Below are 18,608 nucleotides of genomic sequence, written 5' to 3' on the forward strand. Positions count from 1 at the left end.
TTTATTTTTCTTCTTTGTTATAAAAATTATCTGCCTTGACGGTCTTTAATTTCTTTTTAGCTTCGTTTTTCTTTACTCTAGCCATTTCGATATATTTATCTGGATTGTCCAAAAATTCATCGATAAAATATCCAACTGCTCCTTCTTTGTTAGTCTGTCCCATAACAACAGTTGAAACTTGCTTAATTGCTTTTTCAGCATTAGCTGGACAAACTCCTACGTTACCTATTTCATACATGCTTAAATCATTATATGAGTCACCAATAACAACTGTGTCATCAATATCAATATTGTAATATCTCATCATTAATGAAATTACTTTTCCTTTGTCTACACCAATTGAAGTTATATCAAATACAGGACTTAAACCTTCACCTTTTGATCAAGATGAAAATTCTCCTAAATCACCATATCTTCTTTTTAAGTAAGTTAATAATTCCAAAACATCAGTTGTTGGTTGACAATCGAATACAATACCAGTAGGTTTAAGTGGTAGTTTTTCTAAATTGATTGATTCTCTAAATTTAGTTGCTTGGTTAAAACCAAAAACTTTTTCCAAATTAGGATCTCTATGCATTAATTGAACTCAGTCAGGTCCTTCTATTGCATAGTTAGAAATTTCTTTTTTAACTTTTTCATCACCTAAAATATATAAAACTTCATTTAAATCTAAATATGTTATTGTAGGAATAAAAAACGGGTCAGCAGGATTGTGAATATGTGCTCCGTTGTAGTTACCTACAATTGCATTTAAGTTAAGTTTGTTATATACTGGCATTGTACTTCTTCATGGTCTACCAGTAATAATTGAAACAATATGTCCCGCCTCCACAGCTCTTTTAATTGCTTGTTCAGTTTTAGGATTAATTGTTCCAGCTGCTGAATCAGCTAATAGTGTACCATCAAGATCAAGAGCAAATAAAAATCTTCTTCCTTCAGATTGTTTATTAAAAGCCATTTTTACCTCTTTCTATTTTTGTAATTATGAGTATTTATATTTTTTTGTTAAATATAAAATTAACATAACAGCATTAATAATTTTACTATAAAATTCGCCACAAATTAAGATAAATAAAATAGGAACAAGCTGTTCCTATTCGATTATTTAACTTTTGTGCCAAAAATACGATCTCCAGCATCACCCAAACCGGGAATAATATAATTATTTTGATCTAATTTTTCATCTTTCGCAGCTAGATAAATGTCAACATTAGGATATTGAGAAACAACTTTATCAATACCTTCTTGAACACCTACTAAACATATTAATTTAATGTTTAGAAAACCTAAATTCTCTAATTTCTTTATTGCATCACAAGCTGATGTTCCTGTAGCAAGCATTGGGTCTACAATAATAATGTAACTATCCTTAGGTACTTCAGGAATTTTAAAAAAGTATTCTACTACACTATTGGCTTCTTCGTTACGGTACATTCCAATATGTCCAACCCTAGCTTGCGGTACTAAATCTAATATTCCATTAACCATCCCTAGTCCTGCTCTTAAGATTGGAATAATTAAAATTTCTTTATCTAACTGTTCACCTAAGAAAACAGCACCAGTAGGACTTTGCACTTTTAATGGCTTAGTTTTATAATCTCTTAACATTTCATAAACCATCAGTGAAGAAATTTCATTTAAATTTTGCCTAAATTCATTGTGAGTAGTACTTTTGTCCCTCATTTTGGTTAATTTTGCATTTATCAGTGGATGTTGAAGAATTTTAATCATATTTTTGCTCCATAAGTTTTGTTGATATTAGTATTTAGAACTATTATCTACTTTGCCTTCCATAATAGCAATTGATTTAGAAGTACCCAATCTATTAGCACCCAATTCAATCATTTTCATAGCATCTTCTTTAGACTTAATTCCGCCTGATGCTTTAATCAATAAGTTATCTTTGGCAATTTTTTTCATAATTTCAACATCTTCAAAAGATGCTCCTCTGTATGAAAAACCAGTTGATGTTTTAATAAAATCAGCTCCCGATTGTAAAACAATTTCTGCCGCTTTAGCAATTTCATCATTAGTTAATAAAGCAGTTTCAATAATAACTTTTAATGTTTTATTTCCACACACTTCTTTAATAGCTTTAATTTCATTTAAAACATATTCATACTGTTTATCTTTGAAACGACCAACATTCATTACCATGTCAATTTCATCTGCGCCATGTTCAAGTGCAATTTTGGTTTCAAAAACCTTAACACTTGTCACATTGTAACCCAGTGGAAAACCAATAACTGTACATACTAAAACATCACTCTTTGCTAATTGTTCCTTTGCATATTTAATATATGAAGGAGCAATACATACTGATTTAAAATCGTATTTTTTTGCTTCTTCAATAAGTTTATCAATATCTTTTGTAGTACCTGATTGTGCTAAAAAAGTATGGTCTATCATTTTATTTAACATTTTATTCTCTCCTTATAAAATACTCATTCAACTAATTATAACAATTTAGCTAACACTTCTTTTACTTCAATCTTATTTGAACTAAATTCAATTACATTTAATAAGTCATTCGCTAATTCAGTATTAATTTTTGTAGATGAATACATTGTAAATAATGTATCACCAATATTCACGTAGTCGTTTGTAGTTTTATTTAATAATATTCCTGCTTCATAATCAATTAAATCTTCTTTTTTTGTTCTTCCTGCTCCCAATTTCATTGCAACAAGACCAAATTCAATAGCAGAATTAATTTTTAAATATCCTTCTTTTTCAGACTTGATTTCATACTTAAATTTAGGATTAAACCAATTGTTATTATAAACACTTTTTACATTGCCACTTTGGGCACTAATTCACTCATTAAATTTATTTAATGCTTCACCATTCCGAATGACTTTGTCTATCATTTGTCTAGCTTCTTTTTCATCCTTGGCCTTTTGTGTAAGAACTAAAAGAGTTGCCCCTGAAGAATAAACAATTTCGCTAAAATCACTAGGACCTTGGCCTTTCAGAGTATTAATTGCTTCCAAAATTTCAATTTTGTTTCCAATTGCTCTTCCTAGAGGTTTTTCCATATTTGTTATTTCTACAGCAATTTTTCTACCTAAAGCCTTACCAATTTTAATCATTAAGTTGCCTAGTTCTTTAGCCTTGTTTAAATTTTTCATAAATGCGCCATTACCACATTTTACATCTAGTAATATGCAATTAGAACCCGTAGCCAATTTCTTTGACATAATTGATGAAGCGATTAAAGGAATTGATTCAACAGTAGCGGTAACGTCTCTAAGAGCATAAATTTTTTTATCTGCTGGTACTAATTTTTCGTTTTGACCAATTATTGCAATATTATGCTTTTCTACTATTTCTTTAAATTCTTTATCGCTTAAAGAAATATTGTAACCTTCAATTGATTCTAGTTTATCAAGTGTTCCCCCAGTGTGTCCTAATCCACGCCCAGACATTTTAGCAACAGTTAAACCTAAGGATGCCAAAATTGGACATAAAGCAATACTGACTTTATCTCCTACTCCTCCTGTAGAGTGCTTATCTACAATATTTGTATTTAAATAAGATCAGTCAACAACATCTCCAGAATGCATCATTGCACTTGTCAGATGTGAAGTTTCGATTTCATTTAATGAATTAAGTCTTATAGCCATTAATAAAGAAGAAATTTGGTAATCAGGAATGTTTCCTGCTACATAATTATTAATAGTAAATTCAATTTCATCTTTACTTAATTCAAATCCATTGGCTTTTTTTTCAATAATATCAATTATTCTCATTATTGAAAGTCCTTTGCTAGTGACAATGCCAATTTCATCATTTCGTTAAATGAATTTTGTCTTTCCTCGCTTGTAGTGTATTCATGTGTAACTAGATTATCAGAAATTGTTAAGATAGTTGCTGCTTTTTTATTTAATTTTTCAGCAACTGTAAATAAACCATATGCTTCCATTTCAACACAAACAGCACCACCCGATTTCTTAACTCTTTCTTCCACAGTTTGATCTGCATAGAAAGCATCTTCACTTAAAATACGCTCAAAATGAATATTCATGTTCAATTCTTTTGCATTATCTAAAATCAGTCTGTTTAAATCACTGCTAGGTTTTGCAATATTGCTGCTATTTCCTCTTATTATTGAGCTTCTAAAAGCTGAACTTTCACTATAAGCATCAGAAGCCAACACCATTTCATAATTTTTAATATCAGCTTTAAAAGAACCAGCTGAACCAATTCTAACAATGACTTCAACACCGTATTGGTCAAACAATTCGTATGCATATATACCTATTGAAGGAACACCCATTCCTGATGCACAAATTGAAATTTTATTTCCATTGTAATAACCTGTGTACATTAGCATGTTTCTAACATCAGAAACCAGTTCTACATTTTCTAAATAATTATCTGCAATATATTTTGCCCGTAAAGGATCTCCAGGCATTAGTACTAATTTAGCAAAGGCATTGTCCTTTGCGTTTATATGAGGTGTCATAATTACTCCTTAAATTTAATATTTTTATTCACATTAAAATTTTATTACAAATTAGAGCATTTATGCCACATTTGCGCTTGACCAATATCTAAATCGGACAGTTTTCAGATATTAGTTCAGCTCCTTGATTAATAAGTTCTATATTTTTATCAGCTTCCAGTCTATCCTTAAAAAGTAAGCACTGTATATCTTTACCATAGTCTAAAAAGTTGTCAATTAAAGTGTTATATTTATATTCTAAAGAAGAAAGTAAAATCATTTTATTACATAATCCTGCACTTATTCTATTTCGAGCTAAATAAGATTTTTTCGTTGCATGATAGTCATCAGGATATTCTGATATAAATAAACAATTTTCCGCAATATATTCATTTAAATTCAAATTACTAATTGCTCAATTGATACTACAAGGTAGTACAACAATTACATTAATATTTTTTTCAATTAACTTTTTTAAAATATTTTGCTCAAGTCCGTTTCAATACATGTTCATAAAAGTTACATTTGATTTATTTGAAATATTATCTATGTATTTAATTATTTCATTTGTTTGATAACTACCAGTCATATAGATTTTGTTAGTTGAATTAGTTAAAATATCCAAATTGCCCAAATAATGCAAAATAAATGGAGGTTTCTTGTGTGCTAATAGTTGTTGGGGATAATCACCATCCAATATACTTATATATTTATTCATATTTGATTTTGATTTATCACTAAAACTTTTAAATTCATCCACTTCAATTTTTTCTTTAGTTTTAATTGCTTCATAAATTCTATTTCAGTCACCTTTATACTTGTAATTAAAGTACAATAAAATTTCATTCATATCTGCCATTTTTTGCTCCTACAAATATTATTTTTTATTTTGGTTATTTTTATTAAAAAGCAAGAAAAAGTAAAGAAAAAAAGGCGAACGCCTTCTTCTTGCACTATAAACCGCTTTTTGTACCATATTTGCATATGGCGCCAACTATTTATCTAAGTTTATAAAACTTCTTGATTTTAATTCAAATTATCTTAATCAAGTTCCCCTACCAAAATTTGGGTTTCTAACTCATGGAGTTTACATCGTTGCACCTTAACTAAATAAGCTCGTCTCTGTTGCACTTGTCGTCAACCATTAAATAGGCTGCCTAGGCTTATTTGGCCTAGCATGAACACTACTCGCATCGCAGCGAGTGTTAGAGCGGATTTTCCTCTACGTCTTACGCAGCAGTTGGCCATGCACAAACTATTGTACAACAATTTGAATTTAAACTCTTAAAAAATAATTTTAAATTATGAATTACAAAGTATAAAAACCCTAGTAGTCTTTTTTAGTATATAAAAAAGCACCAAACCAATATATAATTTGACACTTCTTTTTTTGAATTTAAATTATTAATAAAATTCACCTTTTTTAACTTTATTCAGTTCTGATCATTCTGAAGCAGATGTTCTGTCATTAATGCTCATAAATTTACCGTATCCACCTTCTTTAAGTGTTAGTAAAATGTATTCTTTTTTAGAAATAACGCCAGCTTCACCATCTTCTGTAATTTTAAATTTAAAGTTCTTTAGTCTATCTTTTTCACTTTCTTTGTAACCTGAACTTATCAAAATATACATAATCGATTCAGGGCCATAGTTATTTTCATTAAAATAAGTAGTACCAGTGAAAAAACCTCTTTTGATTGCATAGTTTGTAAATTGGCGTAAATCAACAGGTTTTTTGAAATAACGTTGAAGTCCACCAAATTTTGAGCCTATGCCTGGAATAAGACTTAGATTTGTAGCTTCCTGTAATTCTCACAAGATAGCCCTACCTCCTGAATATAAGTTTATTAGATTACCTCTTTCACGTTTAGATATTTCGGTTTCACGGCCAAACATTTCGAAAATAATATAATTAAGCGCTACATAAAGCCTATAAACACCTTTTCATTCAGGAGTTTTAGCTCTTTCTTTAAATATAGGATTTTTATAAGCGCTGCTTTTTTCATATGTTTGCCACAATATTTTAAATATTGTATCAGCTAGAACTAGAAAATCCAAGTCCACAGTAACATTATCAGGATCAGTTACTGGTGGTTTGGAATCTCCACCACCTGGTAATATGAATTCATTTAATGTCTTCATATTTGATCTTTTTGAATGTTCAGGATCCATATTTAAATTTCTTAGTGCGTTAAATAGAGTTGATTTTTCAAAGTTACTTTTTTCAAATAATAAATTAACTAATTTTACTAAAGTAGCTCCATCAATAGGTTTGTTTTCACCTATAAGAGTTGCCACAATTTTGGCATCTTCAAAACTAAATGCCGATTTAATTTTATCAATAGCATCAATAATTCATTTTGTAGGTTCTTTTAAACTGAAATCTAGACTTGATTTTGTGATTATATTAATAGTTCTATTAATTAATTTCTTTTCAAAATATTCAGTTTGAAGTAAGTTTTCTGCCATATTCTTAATTAATTGTGCTAAGAAAGTTTTATCTGATTGTTCAACATTTTCAAGTTTAAGTATATCAACGATTTTGTTTACAAAAAGATTAATAATGTCATCATCTTTAAAAATTGCTTTAGCTAAGTTTTTGGCATTAGTTTTTAAATTAATAGAAATTTGAGTTAACAATTCATTTAAGGTTTCACCAAAAGTTTTATTGCTGCTTAGTTTATTTTTAACTAAGAAATCCTCTACAAAATCTTTAATCAAAGTTTTTGTTTCTTGTTTTTCTATTAATTTATTAGCTATATTTTTAACTTCTTCATTAGTTAAGAGTTTTTGATTTTCAGATTCAATATTAATGTTATTAATTTGGTCTTTAATAGTATTAGTGATTGAATCAATTAAAGCTTCTCTAACATTATTTGAACCTGCTTCAATAGAACCACTTATTCCAACTAATAAATTAGCTAAAACTTTTTCAATATTCTTAAATAATTTATCTAAATCAACTTTTTCTTCTGGTTTAGGAATTTTTGGAATATTTCTAGCTAAATAATTAATTAATGAAGTTAGTTCGGTAGTTAATTGTTCCTTACTCAATGTTTTTAAAAATGTATCTTTTGATAATTTATCAAAAACACTGGAATCTAGTATTTGTACAAAATCAAAATTACTAAAGGTTTCTACCAATTGACTAGCAATTTTTTGGATATTTAGTTCTTGTTTTTCATCAAATAAATCAACATTAATAACACTTTCAAATAATTGAGATACTAAATTGGAAATTATTTTTTGATTATTTCCTTCTAAACTATTAAGTGCTCTTCATAAAAACGAACTAATGTTTTCAACTTCATTGCCAACAACATCAAATTTGTGTTTTTTACCTAAAGCACCCATTGTGAAGCTAAATAATTTTTTAATATAATCTTCATCAGCTAAGATGCCATTAAGGTTTTCTTTGATAAATGTTGATAGTTTGTTTTTATTTGTATTTAAGATTTTCTTTAATAAATCATTTACATTTTTAATTTCTTCTAATCCATCTTTGCTTAAGTTTGAAACTGATTCAATTAAACTTTTAATAATATCTTTAGCTTCTGGTTTGTCTAAAAGTATATTTTTTATTTTATTAACAGTTGCATCAGCAAAATCGTTGCCGTTTTCATTAAGTTTTAATAATTCATTTTTAATTGAACCTAAAGAATTTTTGGCTGCTTGTTCAACTTTTTGAATAATAAAATTCATTACTTTTTCTTTTTGACTAAAAAGAGAAATAATCTTAATGAATTTATGAAAACCATCTCCACTAGAATTTCTTAAACTAATCAAATCGATTGCATGTGCAATTAATTGTGAATTATTTTCTAATGAAATAAATTTTGATAATTCGATTTTTAAATAATTACCCAATTTTTCAAAATCATTTACTTGATTTTTATCAAGTTTAGTCATTATTGAAATAAAGTAATCTTCAAAGTTTTTATATAGTTTTGAATCACCAATTTCCTTTAATAAACTAGCCACATATGAAGAAACTAAATTTCTTTCTTCTTCAGTCATTTGAACATCTAAAAAAGCTACTAAATAAGAATTAATAATATTCGAAATTGCATTACTATCTTTGTTAGCATTTTCTAATTCATTTAGAATTGTGCTTATGATGTTTAATAAGCCGTTTTCTTTTGCTCTTTGCAATGCTGAAACGCTAAATGCAAAAGCACTTGATTTGTCATAGTTATTACCGTTATCAACTAAATCATTAATTAATTGTTTTAATTGATTTATAACCATAGGACTATTGATTGATTTGTATATGTTTTTATATGTATCTTTCACATAGTCTTCTAAATTGTTGAATTTAGGATTTAAAGCCAATATTTTGGCTTCTAAACCAGAATTCTTTAAGTAATTAGTTAATGGATGAATAACAGCATAATTGCCTAAGTTATCAAGTAGTTGGTTAACTAAACTGCTATCTTGGCTAAAGGTATCAATTGCAAGTGAGCCTAGAGCTTTAATATAATTTTTGCCCTCTTCATTTAATTCATTATGTTTATTAGCTGAGATGTTATCTAGCAATTTAAGAATTGAATCGCGGTATTCAGGTTTTAAAATATTGTTTAAATTTTGAATACTAATTAGTTCTTCAATTTTTATTAATTTTAAACCTAGATATTCAAAACCTTTTTTATATTTGCCATAATCAATAGAAGCATCATTTGGTTTGAAACTAATTAGTGCAAAGAAAATTTTATTACCTTCATCTAATTGAATTTTGTCAAAAATTAATTTTTGAACTACTTCATTTAGAACATTTCCTATTGCTAATTTTTTATTAAATTTTTTGGTTTCTGAAATAGCTTGTATTATTAAATTAAATATTTCAGTGTTGTATTTAAAATCTTTTAGATTTAAAATTAAATGTTTAATGAAGTATCTAATATCGTCTAATTTAGCATCTTCAATTTGATGATGTGACTTTAAATTATTCATAATGTTATCTAAAAGAATATTAAAGTCACTTTCGTTTCTTGACAATCAAGAAATTAAAGATTGTGCAAAATCCATTGTTTCTTTTTTAGTACTATCAATAATTTCAGCAACAAAATTTTCAATAGTTTCGTGGCTAAAGAATTTTTCAATGTCTTCTAGACCAACTTCAATTACTTTATTTGTTAAATTATTCAAATGAGCTAAAACATCACTATCATCCTTAGCTTTAGTTGATATATTTGCTAAACTTTCTGGTAAAAATGACTTAGCCAAGTTGTTTGAAAGTACCACATTAGCTAAAATTGGAAGATTATGTTTTAAAAACTTCTTATTTTCTTCATTTGATACAAATTCTTTTGTAAATACATCTTTAGCAATGTTGTATGAATTTTGTTTATTTCTTAAGTTCTTAATAAAGATTTTTCTTATTTCTTTAATTTCAATTGTTTCATAAGATTTTTTTGTTAGCAGTTCTGAAGCTTCAATATTTGCTTCTTTTAAAACTACATTTAAATGTTTTGAATCTAATACTTGATTGATTAGTCTAATGAAAACAGCCTTATTTTCGTTGGTTACAACTAAGTTTAATAATGTATTTAATCAGTTGTCTGAATTTTGTTCACTTAGACCTAAAAAACCAATAGTATCTTTAATTAGTTTTTTAATAGTTTCAGGATTACTTGTTTTTTGAACATTGAAAATTGATTTAAATTCAAGCAAGATCTTTCTTGAAAAAGAATTATTGTTTTCAGATTCAATAAGTTCTTTATTTTCATCTTCTTTTTCAAAAGGATACTCTTTTTTATGTGTTTCCACATTTAAGCCACCAAAACCAATAATTTCAGTTTTGATATCACTTGCTTTAGCTTTAAAATCTAGAGCAATTGAGTGCTCAGATTTTGGTTCTTTTTTGTCAGTTTTAAATAATTTGTCATATTCTGGTGCAGAAATTGACATTTTGATAAATATATCTTGAGCTAATTTTTTATAAGCTTTATTTGATGGAAAAACACTCAATAAATCAGAAGAAAAATCTTTTGAATTTTGAGCAATGTAATTTTCATTAATAATGCCATAATAATTAATTTTAGCTTCTTTGGCCACATTTTTAATTGTGTCATTAAGCTTAGAAGTTATGTCATAAAACATTTTAGTATTATCTTTTTGAGATCTAATTAAAGAAAAATGAAGCAATGGTGGAATGTAACCTACTAAGTTAATATTTATTTTTGAATTCAGTTTTCTAATTTCTTTAATAATTTCAAAATAGTTATCTTCTAGTTTTTTTATTCTAACCAATGAAACTTTATTAAACTCATTTAAAGCTTGTTTAAATTCATTTTCATCTTTGTATTGCTTGAATAATAAGTTAAGAATTTCATTCTTTTTAAATACATCATTAAAACCAATTGATAGTGTTAGTAGATTAGATTCCTTAATGGCTTTAATAAGTTTTTTATTATCATAATTTTGAGTATCACCAAACAACTGTTTAATTCTTAGTTGGTTTTTGTCACTTAATTCCTTATTAAATTTTATAAGTGAATCAAAACTTGATTTTTTATTTTTTTGACTTAACAAATACAATCAATCTTCTGATGTTGATTGTTGTAGACCATAATTTTCATAACTTTTTAATTTTGTTTGTTCATCATTTAAAATTGAAATTGCATTTGCTAAATATGAAGCATAAGAAATTCCAATAATTTTATTGCTTTTCAGTTCATTATTAGTTTCTGAATTAAAACTATTATTATTACCAATGGCATAATCATCACCAATGGCTACATATTTAACATCACCTTTAACAACTTCTTGTTTTGTGTTAGAAATAATTCTTCTTTTTTTCTTAGTTTTGACACAAGAAATTGCAATAATTGGAGTACTAAATAAAATTGCTAATGGTGCAACAAGACCAGCAATTTTTTTAATTCCTTTTTTTGTTTTCATAAAAACCTCCTTAACCAATTGAAACATCTTCATAAATGTATTGGTAGTATTCAGGCATAGGTTTAGCGCGCCCGAAAATTTTAATGGTTTGTGGTATGCCAAATTGTCCAATGATCATAATGAATATTAAACTCAATTTACCCACGACATGCAAATTACTTACTGAACTAGTTAGTCCTGTAGTTAGTCCTGTATTTCCAAAAGCTGAACAAGCTTCGAAAATTACAAAAATAAGTGGATAATTTGTGTTGTTAGGCATCTTTGTATCACCTGGAAGGGTAGCATATGAAGCAATTGTTACCACTAAAATTAAAAGTATTGCTATGGCAAAAACGTTAACTGCTTTAATTAAGGTTTCCTTGCCTATTTGTCTTTTGAAAGCATTAATTCTTTTTCGTTGTGACATCATAGTTATAACGCTTAAAAATATTACAGCCACAGTGGTATTACGGATACCTCCTGCTGTTGATACTGGTGAAAAACCAATAAACATTAGAACACTATGAATTAGAATTGTCGATTGTGAAAAATTATAATAATTGACTGTTGAAAATCCGGCTGATCTAGTGGATGACACTTGGAAATATAAAGCAAAAATTTTATCACCTGTATTTCCATAGGCACTTTGATTTCAAAAACTATAATTGGATTTTGCAGAATATTCTAGTGCCAAGCTCAAACTAAAACCTAATAATGTAGTAACTAAATAAGTAATAATTGTAAATTTAGTAAACAATTGGAATCTATGACTTAGTTCATTCTTTTTAGTACTTTGAATTTTTTTTCATATGTCATAAATAACTGGAAAACCAATTCCACCAATTAAAAACACAATTATTGTAATAGTTTGAAATGCATAATCTTTGTAAAATGGTTGCAAACTCTTATTTCCGAATAAATCAAAACCTGCATTATTTATTGTACTAATAGCATGAAAAACTCCAAATTTTAGTGCTTGACCAAAGTTTTTATATGGATTTTTGGCAGGGTCCATAATAACTCTTGGATCAAATTCCATTTTATTAGCCTTAGGACTAAATTCTGAAGCACTAACAAAATTAGGATTCTTAGTAAAATATAAAAGCATTGTAAAAATAAATGAAGCAATTACAGTAATTATAATTAAAAAAGAAATGGCAATTTTAATCATTTTCCTAGTTTCAGTAACAGTAATTGAGCCTCTTTCAGTTTGAGAAACCATACTACTAAATAAGCTAGATTTCATTCCTAATATCGATTGAAATATATATACCTTAAAGGTAAATATTCCAATCCCGCCGACGACTATACTTAAAGCAATTAAAAATTGTCCAAAACCATTAAAAGTTTCTGATATTACTAATGGACTTAAACCTGTATCACTAAATGCAGAAGTTGATATAAAAAGCGCATCAATATACTTAACTGGTTTATCTATTAGCTTGTTTTGACTAGCTTGTCAGAAAAGTAATAATGATATTAGTATGGTAAATAAAACATAAATAATGAAAATATATCTCACAGCACCAACTTTGCGCAAGAACCTTAAAATAACATTATTTTTTTTAGGTTGCCCTGTTTTATTTTTCATGTGTTAAATTATAGAACAAAAATAAAAAAATATTATTTATATAATATTGGCTAAAAAAAGCGCTAATTTTTAACCCAAAAATAGACTAAAAATATTAATTTATATTGTTAATTTTATTAAATAGTATAATTTTGAATGTTAAAAATTTAATCCTAATATCTAAGGAGTAAGGCTATGAGATTATTTAAAAAAACTAGGGAAATTTGCATTATTGGTATTGGCCGTTTTGGTCAATCAATAGTGCAAAAATTGCTATCAGATAAGGAAAATAATATTAGATTGGTCTTAATTGATCAAGAAGAAAAACACTTATTACAATTTAAAGATGAAGTAGACAATATTTATGTAGCAGATTGTGCCGATCGTAAAACATTAGAGTCTATAAATGTGAAGGATTTTGATGTTGTTATAGTAGCTTCATCTGACAATATTGAAATTGTTGCAGCATTGTTAGAAATCGGTGTAAAAACTATTATTGCTCGGGCATCAAACTCTAGACACTCAAGAGTTTTAAGGCAAATCGGTGTTAATTGAATTGTTTCTCCTGAAGAAGAAGCTGGCAAGAAAACAGCAATTTTGGTTTCAGATCCTACTTTAACACGTTTTTCAGAAAGCATTGTTCAAATTCAAGATGAGTTTGTAAGTACAACAATTTATATAACTAACCCTGAAGTTTTTAATAAAAAAATTAGTGAATTAGGATTAAGGAATAAATATGAAGTATCAGTATCACTAATTACTCGAAATTCAAAAGTCTTTTTACCTAGCGGTGATTTTGAGATCTTAGAAGGTGATTTATTAACATTTATAGGTAAATTAAATGACATAATTCGTGTAACAGAATTTTGTACTAAAATGTCTAAAAACAAGGAGAAAAAGAATGAATAATGAAATAACAAAAAACTTATTAAACAAATTTGAAAAAGCATATGAATCAAACATTGCAAATAAAGTAATAGAAAATGCAATTTTTAAAAACGGACTATCAAAAAGTTCATTAAATAATGAAATAATCAAAAAACATAACTTTATTTTTTCACATGAAACTAAAGTAGGAAATATAACTAACCAAAAACAAAGTGGTAGATGTTGAATTTTTGCTGGACTTAATTCAATTAGAACAAAATTAATGCAAGATTTAAATATTGAATCAATTGAATTGTCTCAAAACTATTTACACTTCTATGACAAACTAGAAAAAGCAAATTACTACTTAGAATGAATGATTAAAGAAGGTCTAAAACTTGATAATGAAGATAGATTATTTCGTTCATTTAATGATAATCCTGTTTCAGATGGTGGATATTGAGAATGATTTGTTAATTTAGTTAATAAATATGGAATTGTAACAAAAGATGCCATGAATGAATCATTTAGCTCAGAATCAACAAATGAAATGGTTACACAAATTAACTGAAGATTAAAAGCATATACAGCAAGAATGAAACAAACTTTTGCAAAAACCAATGACTTAGAACAAGTTAATTCTCTAAAAGAACAAGCTCTTCAAGATGTTTTTACAATTCTATGTAAATCATTAGGTAAACCTCCTAAATCATTTAGATTCGAATACATGGATAAAGATAAAAAATATCAATCTTTAGAAGAAATGAGCCCATTAGATTTTTATAAAAAATATGTAGGTTCATATGTTGAAGATAAAATCGATTTAGTATCTGATCCAAGACAAAAATATGATTATAATTCTTTCATTATTTCTCCATTAGTAAACAACATGGTTGGAGGACAACCTTTAACTATGTTAAATGTTGATATTGAAACCATGAAAAAAGTAATGATTGACCAAATTAAAGCTGGTGAACCTGTTTGATTTGGATGTGATGTTTCGACATTTTCTAACTCAGATGGAATCATGGATTCAGATTTATATAATTATGATGTTACATTGAGTCAAACACCTGAATTTTCTAAAGCAGAGCAATTTGAATCTCGTGCTTCTGTAATATCACATGCAATGAACATGGTAGGTGTTAATTTAGATTCAAATGGTAAACCCGTGAATTGAAAGGTTGAAAATAGCTGAGGAAGCGATAGAGGAAATAAAGGATTTTGATCAATGAGTGACCAATGATTTAGCGATTTTAATTATATGGCTATCGTTGATAAAAAGTACCTATCAAAAGAACTTTCAGAAGCAAATTCAAAACCAAAAATAGAAATATCAATTTTTGATCCTTTATCATAGTCTAGGACAATAAATTATTTAATTTAAGTGCAAAAAGTAGCACTTATTTTTTATTTTTCATATCTCAATTATAAATAATTTATAATTAATACATTATTTACTAAGGAGAGGCATGATTTCTGTTGATTTAAGCAAAATTAGGCGCTTTAAAAAAATGTCAAAAAGAGCAATCAATAGAATTCTCCACCCAAAGGAAATTTTTGAATTTGAATTATTAGATAAGCAAAAACAAATGCTTTTTTTAGCAACACGTTGAGCAATAAAAGAATGTTTGTTTAAAATTGATAATTCGCTTTTTGAATATAACAAAATTCAAATTACAAAAACCAAAGCAGGTAAATATATATATGATGATTTTCAATTATCAACTACCAATGAAGATGGCTATGTAGTTGCAGTAGCGCTTAAATTAAGTTAGGGAGAATACTATAATGAAACTAAAAACACGAAAATTTTTAAGAATAATACCACTATTACACAACATTAACTTGCTAAGATCAAAAGCAAGCAGAAACAGAAGAATGCCAGAGTATTATAAATTTGCTGAAAAGCAACACTTTATTCACAAATATGGTTCTAATATTTTAAGACACTTGAATATTGAAGTTCAAGTAGAAGGTTTTGAAAATATTCCTAATGGACCTTGTTTATTAACTCCAAATCATTCTACTTATTTAGATCCCTTAATTATCATGTCTTCTTTATGAAATCATGGAGATGGTTCAAAAACATCTAAATTTGGGACTTTTGTTGCTAGGTCGGAAGCAAAAAGCAAAAAAACAATTTATAGAATTAGTGAATTGATTGATACTTTTTATATTGATTTAGCTAAACCTAAAGAAACAATGGCAGTTTTAAAAGAGTTTGGACAATATGTTAAAAGAAATCAAACTTGTGGAATTGTTTTTCCAGAAGGAACAAGAACCAAAGATGGTAAACTAAACAATTTTAATGCAGGAGTGTTTTTATTAGCACAATCATCCTATATTCCAGTTGTGCCTGTAACAATCAATAATGCAGCTAATGCTTTAGATAACAATAGGGATGGCAAACTGGTTGTAAATGTTAAATTTCATTCAGTTATTAAACCACAACAGTTTCAAACATTAGACAAAAAAGATTTTGCAAAATGAGTGCAAGAAATAGTTGCTAAAGATTATGTTGACCAAATTATTAGATCGAATGAAACAGTCAAAAATGCTTATACAAAAAGAAAACAAAAGGTAAATTAATATGGATGAAATAAAAAAACCTGTAGTTAATGAGATTTCTTTTGAAGAACACGAAGAAACAAAACCTACATTAGATGAAAATCAAGATAAGCACATTTTTAGATTAGCTAATTTTGATGGTCCATTGGATTTATTGGTAACTTTAATTAAAGACAAAAATATTAGCATTTTTGAAGTTGATTTATATGACTTGGCAACACAATATTTGGAAATAATTAAGCATATAGAATCATACGAAATTGACATTGCTTCTGAATATTTAGTTATGGCAGCTACATTGTTGCAACTGAAAGCGCGTATGTTATTACAAGACCCTGAAGTAGAAGAAGAAATTAAGCAAGAAAAAAAGCGTCTATTAGAGCAAATTGCTGAATATGAAAAATTCAAAGAGATTTCAATCTTATTGCGTGAACAAGAAGAAAAAAGACAAAAACTATATTCAAAAGAACCTGAGGAAACTGAAGGTTTCGAAAGAGAATTAGACACTTCCATTCTTGATGGACATTCTAATAGTTCTAAATTGGTAGTTACACTAAGAAAAATGTTTGAAAGAACATATTCTGAATTAGTTAGAAATATTACTATTTCCACAATTGCAGTAAGTCCAGAGGAACAAAAACAAAGAATTATAGAAATGTTTAAACATAAAGATACCTTATCGTTTATTGAAGTGTTTCATGTTCCTACTATAGGTCATTTTGTAATCACTCTATTGGCTGTTTTGGATTTAGCTAGACAACAAATATTAGTAATGGAACAACTCGAAGATGAAGGAACAATCACATTTAAAAAAGGAATAGAATATGAAAAATAAAATAATTGAAGCACTATTATTTGTTCAAGGTAGTGAAGGTGTTAGTTCGGAACAAATAAAAGATGTATTTAAACTAAATACAGTTCAAGAAGGAAGAAAACTTCTAAAGGACTTTAGACAATATTTTAATAATTTGGATCGTGGAATTAAAGTATATGAATTCAATGATGTGTATAAGTTTTTAACTGTTGAAATGGCTAAAGAATACATAACAGAGTTGGTGACTATTGTTCGTAAACAAAGATTATCTAATGCAGCTATTGAAGTAGCTGGAATTGTTGCTTATAAGCAACCTGTAACACGTTCGATTATTTCAAATATTAGAGGTGTAGCTAGTGATGGGATTGTAGCTAGTTTATTAGAAAAAGGAATTATTGAAGAAGTAGGTGTTGCTTCTACACCTGGTAATCCTATTCTTTATGGCATTACTAATAAATTTTATGATTATTTTAGAATTAAAACCTTAGCGGAATTACCACCATTTCCCGAATTCAGTCGCTATTCAGATGTTGAAGAAGAAATGGATGACAAAGAATTTAATTTATTTGATTCACAAAGAAGTGATACAAATAATGATGGTGTTCTAATTGGGGAAGAAGATTTCGATGAATAAATTTAAAGCCAAAAAAGATGATGTTGGCAGAATTTTATTTAAATATGTCCTAAAAGTTTGTGATAATGTACCAAAATCAAGAGTTGAAAAACTATTTCGTGAAAAAGACATTAAAGTTAATAATGTGCGAACAAATGATAAGCAATACAAATTACAACTAGGTGATGAAATAACCATTTATGGTATATCAGAAGTTTCTAAACCCCAGAAGCAAAATTCAGCTTCAATTAATTTTAGACTGATTTATGAAGATAAAAATCTACTCATTATAGATAAAGCTAAAAATATTGCAATGCATTCTGAAGAAAATTGCTTAGATGACCAAGTACATAAGTATTTGAATTTCAAAAAAACTTCTTCATTTGTGCCTTCATCAATTGGTAGATTAGACAAAAAAACCAGTGGAATAGTTGCATATGCCAAAAACTATAAAGCACTTGTAGTATTTGATGAATGTCAGAATAATTTTGAAAGAGTCTATCAATTTGTTTCTGATTTTAATCAAAACAAGCTTGATATTACTGTTAGATTAGAAAAAGATATAAAAAATGAAAAAATGCGTGTAAATCCAGATTTTGGAATTAAAGCAAGAACCATTTTTTATAAAGATGGCAATCGAAATTATGCACAAATTATAACTGGTAAAAAACATCAAATCAGAGCAACTCTTGAGTACTTAAAATGTCCCATATTAGGAGACACTAAATATGGCGGTCAAAAAGCCAAGAGATTATATTTACATTCATATTCAATTAAGTTTTTAGGTTTACCAGAAGAATTTAGCGAATATAATGACCAAATTTTTATATCTCATCCAAAATGATAG

At 27.5% G+C, this 18,608-nt stretch carries 15 protein-coding genes and 1 other RNA gene; 7 read left to right on the top strand and 9 right to left on the bottom strand.

Annotated features, from left to right (window positions below):
• Position 1: 1 nt before the first annotated feature.
• The 9 genes from JXZ91_RS01285 to JXZ91_RS01325 form a co-directional block, all read right to left on the bottom strand.
• Entirely contained in the window at positions 2-958 is a 957-nt protein-coding gene (locus JXZ91_RS01285; protein ID WP_205851216.1) for a Cof-type HAD-IIB family hydrolase, read from the bottom strand.
• A gap of 143 nt (positions 959-1,101) precedes the next feature.
• Entirely contained in the window at positions 1,102-1,731 is a 630-nt protein-coding gene (gene upp, locus JXZ91_RS01290; protein WP_205851217.1) for a uracil phosphoribosyltransferase, read from the bottom strand.
• Positions 1,732-1,758: 27 nt separating this feature from the next.
• Complete coding sequence (deoC, locus tag JXZ91_RS01295; protein WP_205851218.1) at positions 1,759-2,421, bottom strand: deoxyribose-phosphate aldolase; 663 nt, start codon at positions 2,419-2,421, stop codon at positions 1,759-1,761.
• Positions 2,422-2,456: 35 nt separating this feature from the next.
• The gene (locus JXZ91_RS01300; protein WP_205851219.1) at positions 2,457-3,752 is read right to left on the bottom strand and encodes a thymidine phosphorylase; all 1,296 of its coding nucleotides are present in this window, start codon (positions 3,750-3,752) and stop codon (positions 2,457-2,459) included.
• Positions 3,752-4,468, bottom strand: coding sequence for a purine-nucleoside phosphorylase (gene deoD, locus JXZ91_RS01305; RefSeq protein ID WP_205851220.1), 717 nt, complete (start codon positions 4,466-4,468; stop codon positions 3,752-3,754). Before deoD ends, JXZ91_RS01300 begins: the two co-directional genes overlap by 1 nt.
• Positions 4,469-4,556: 88 nt before the next feature.
• The gene (locus JXZ91_RS01310) at positions 4,557-5,306 is read right to left on the bottom strand and encodes a DNA-processing protein DprA (protein WP_241006153.1); all 750 of its coding nucleotides are present in this window, start codon (positions 5,304-5,306) and stop codon (positions 4,557-4,559) included.
• A gap of 92 nt (positions 5,307-5,398) precedes the next feature.
• An RNA gene (gene rnpB / locus JXZ91_RS01315) (RNase P RNA component class B) lies at positions 5,399-5,699 on the bottom strand.
• Between the two features lie 152 nt (positions 5,700-5,851).
• A complete protein-coding gene (locus JXZ91_RS01320; RefSeq protein ID WP_205851221.1) occupies positions 5,852-11,347 on the bottom strand; it encodes an SGNH/GDSL hydrolase family protein in 5,496 nt (1,831 codons plus the stop codon).
• 10 nt (positions 11,348-11,357) lie between these two features.
• Positions 11,358-12,917, bottom strand: coding sequence for a TrkH family potassium uptake protein (locus tag JXZ91_RS01325; RefSeq protein ID WP_205851222.1), 1,560 nt, complete (start codon positions 12,915-12,917; stop codon positions 11,358-11,360).
• A gap of 174 nt (positions 12,918-13,091) precedes the next feature.
• Between JXZ91_RS01325 and JXZ91_RS03630 the strand changes: the two genes are divergently transcribed.
• The 7 genes from JXZ91_RS03630 to JXZ91_RS03480 all read left to right on the top strand — a co-directional run bounded on the left by JXZ91_RS03630 (position 13,092) and on the right by JXZ91_RS03480 (position 18,608).
• Positions 13,092-13,805, top strand: a complete 714-nt coding sequence (locus tag JXZ91_RS03630) for a potassium channel family protein (protein ID WP_205851223.1) — start codon at positions 13,092-13,094, stop codon at positions 13,803-13,805.
• The gene (locus tag JXZ91_RS01335; RefSeq protein ID WP_205851224.1) at positions 13,798-15,123 is read left to right on the top strand and encodes a C1 family peptidase; all 1,326 of its coding nucleotides are present in this window, start codon (positions 13,798-13,800) and stop codon (positions 15,121-15,123) included. The genes JXZ91_RS03630 and JXZ91_RS01335 overlap by 8 nt, the downstream gene beginning before the upstream one ends.
• A 112-nt stretch (positions 15,124-15,235) precedes the next feature.
• Positions 15,236-15,541 carry a 4'-phosphopantetheinyl transferase superfamily protein gene (locus JXZ91_RS01340; RefSeq protein ID WP_205851225.1) on the top strand — a complete coding sequence of 102 codons (306 nt, stop codon included), beginning with the start codon at positions 15,236-15,238 and terminating at the stop codon, positions 15,539-15,541.
• Positions 15,542-15,554: 13 nt separating this feature from the next.
• Positions 15,555-16,355: a lysophospholipid acyltransferase family protein gene (locus tag JXZ91_RS01345; protein ID WP_205851226.1), complete on the top strand. Its 801-nt coding sequence runs from the start codon at positions 15,555-15,557 to the stop codon at positions 16,353-16,355.
• A 1-nt stretch (position 16,356) separates the two neighbouring features.
• Positions 16,357-17,169, top strand: coding sequence for a segregation/condensation protein A (locus JXZ91_RS01350; protein ID WP_205851227.1), 813 nt, complete (start codon positions 16,357-16,359; stop codon positions 17,167-17,169).
• A complete protein-coding gene (gene scpB, locus JXZ91_RS01355) occupies positions 17,159-17,782 on the top strand; it encodes an SMC-Scp complex subunit ScpB (RefSeq protein WP_205851228.1) in 624 nt (207 codons plus the stop codon). The genes JXZ91_RS01350 and scpB overlap by 11 nt, the downstream gene beginning before the upstream one ends.
• Positions 17,775-18,608 (top strand): RluA family pseudouridine synthase, encoded by an 834-nt coding sequence (locus JXZ91_RS03480; RefSeq protein ID WP_205851229.1) that lies wholly within the window; start codon positions 17,775-17,777, stop codon positions 18,606-18,608. The genes scpB and JXZ91_RS03480 overlap by 8 nt, the downstream gene beginning before the upstream one ends.

It is taken from the genome of Mycoplasma enhydrae, assembly GCF_017116825.1.
Classification (GTDB): Bacteria; Bacillota_I; Bacilli_A; order Mycoplasmatales; family Metamycoplasmataceae; genus Metamycoplasma; species Metamycoplasma enhydrae.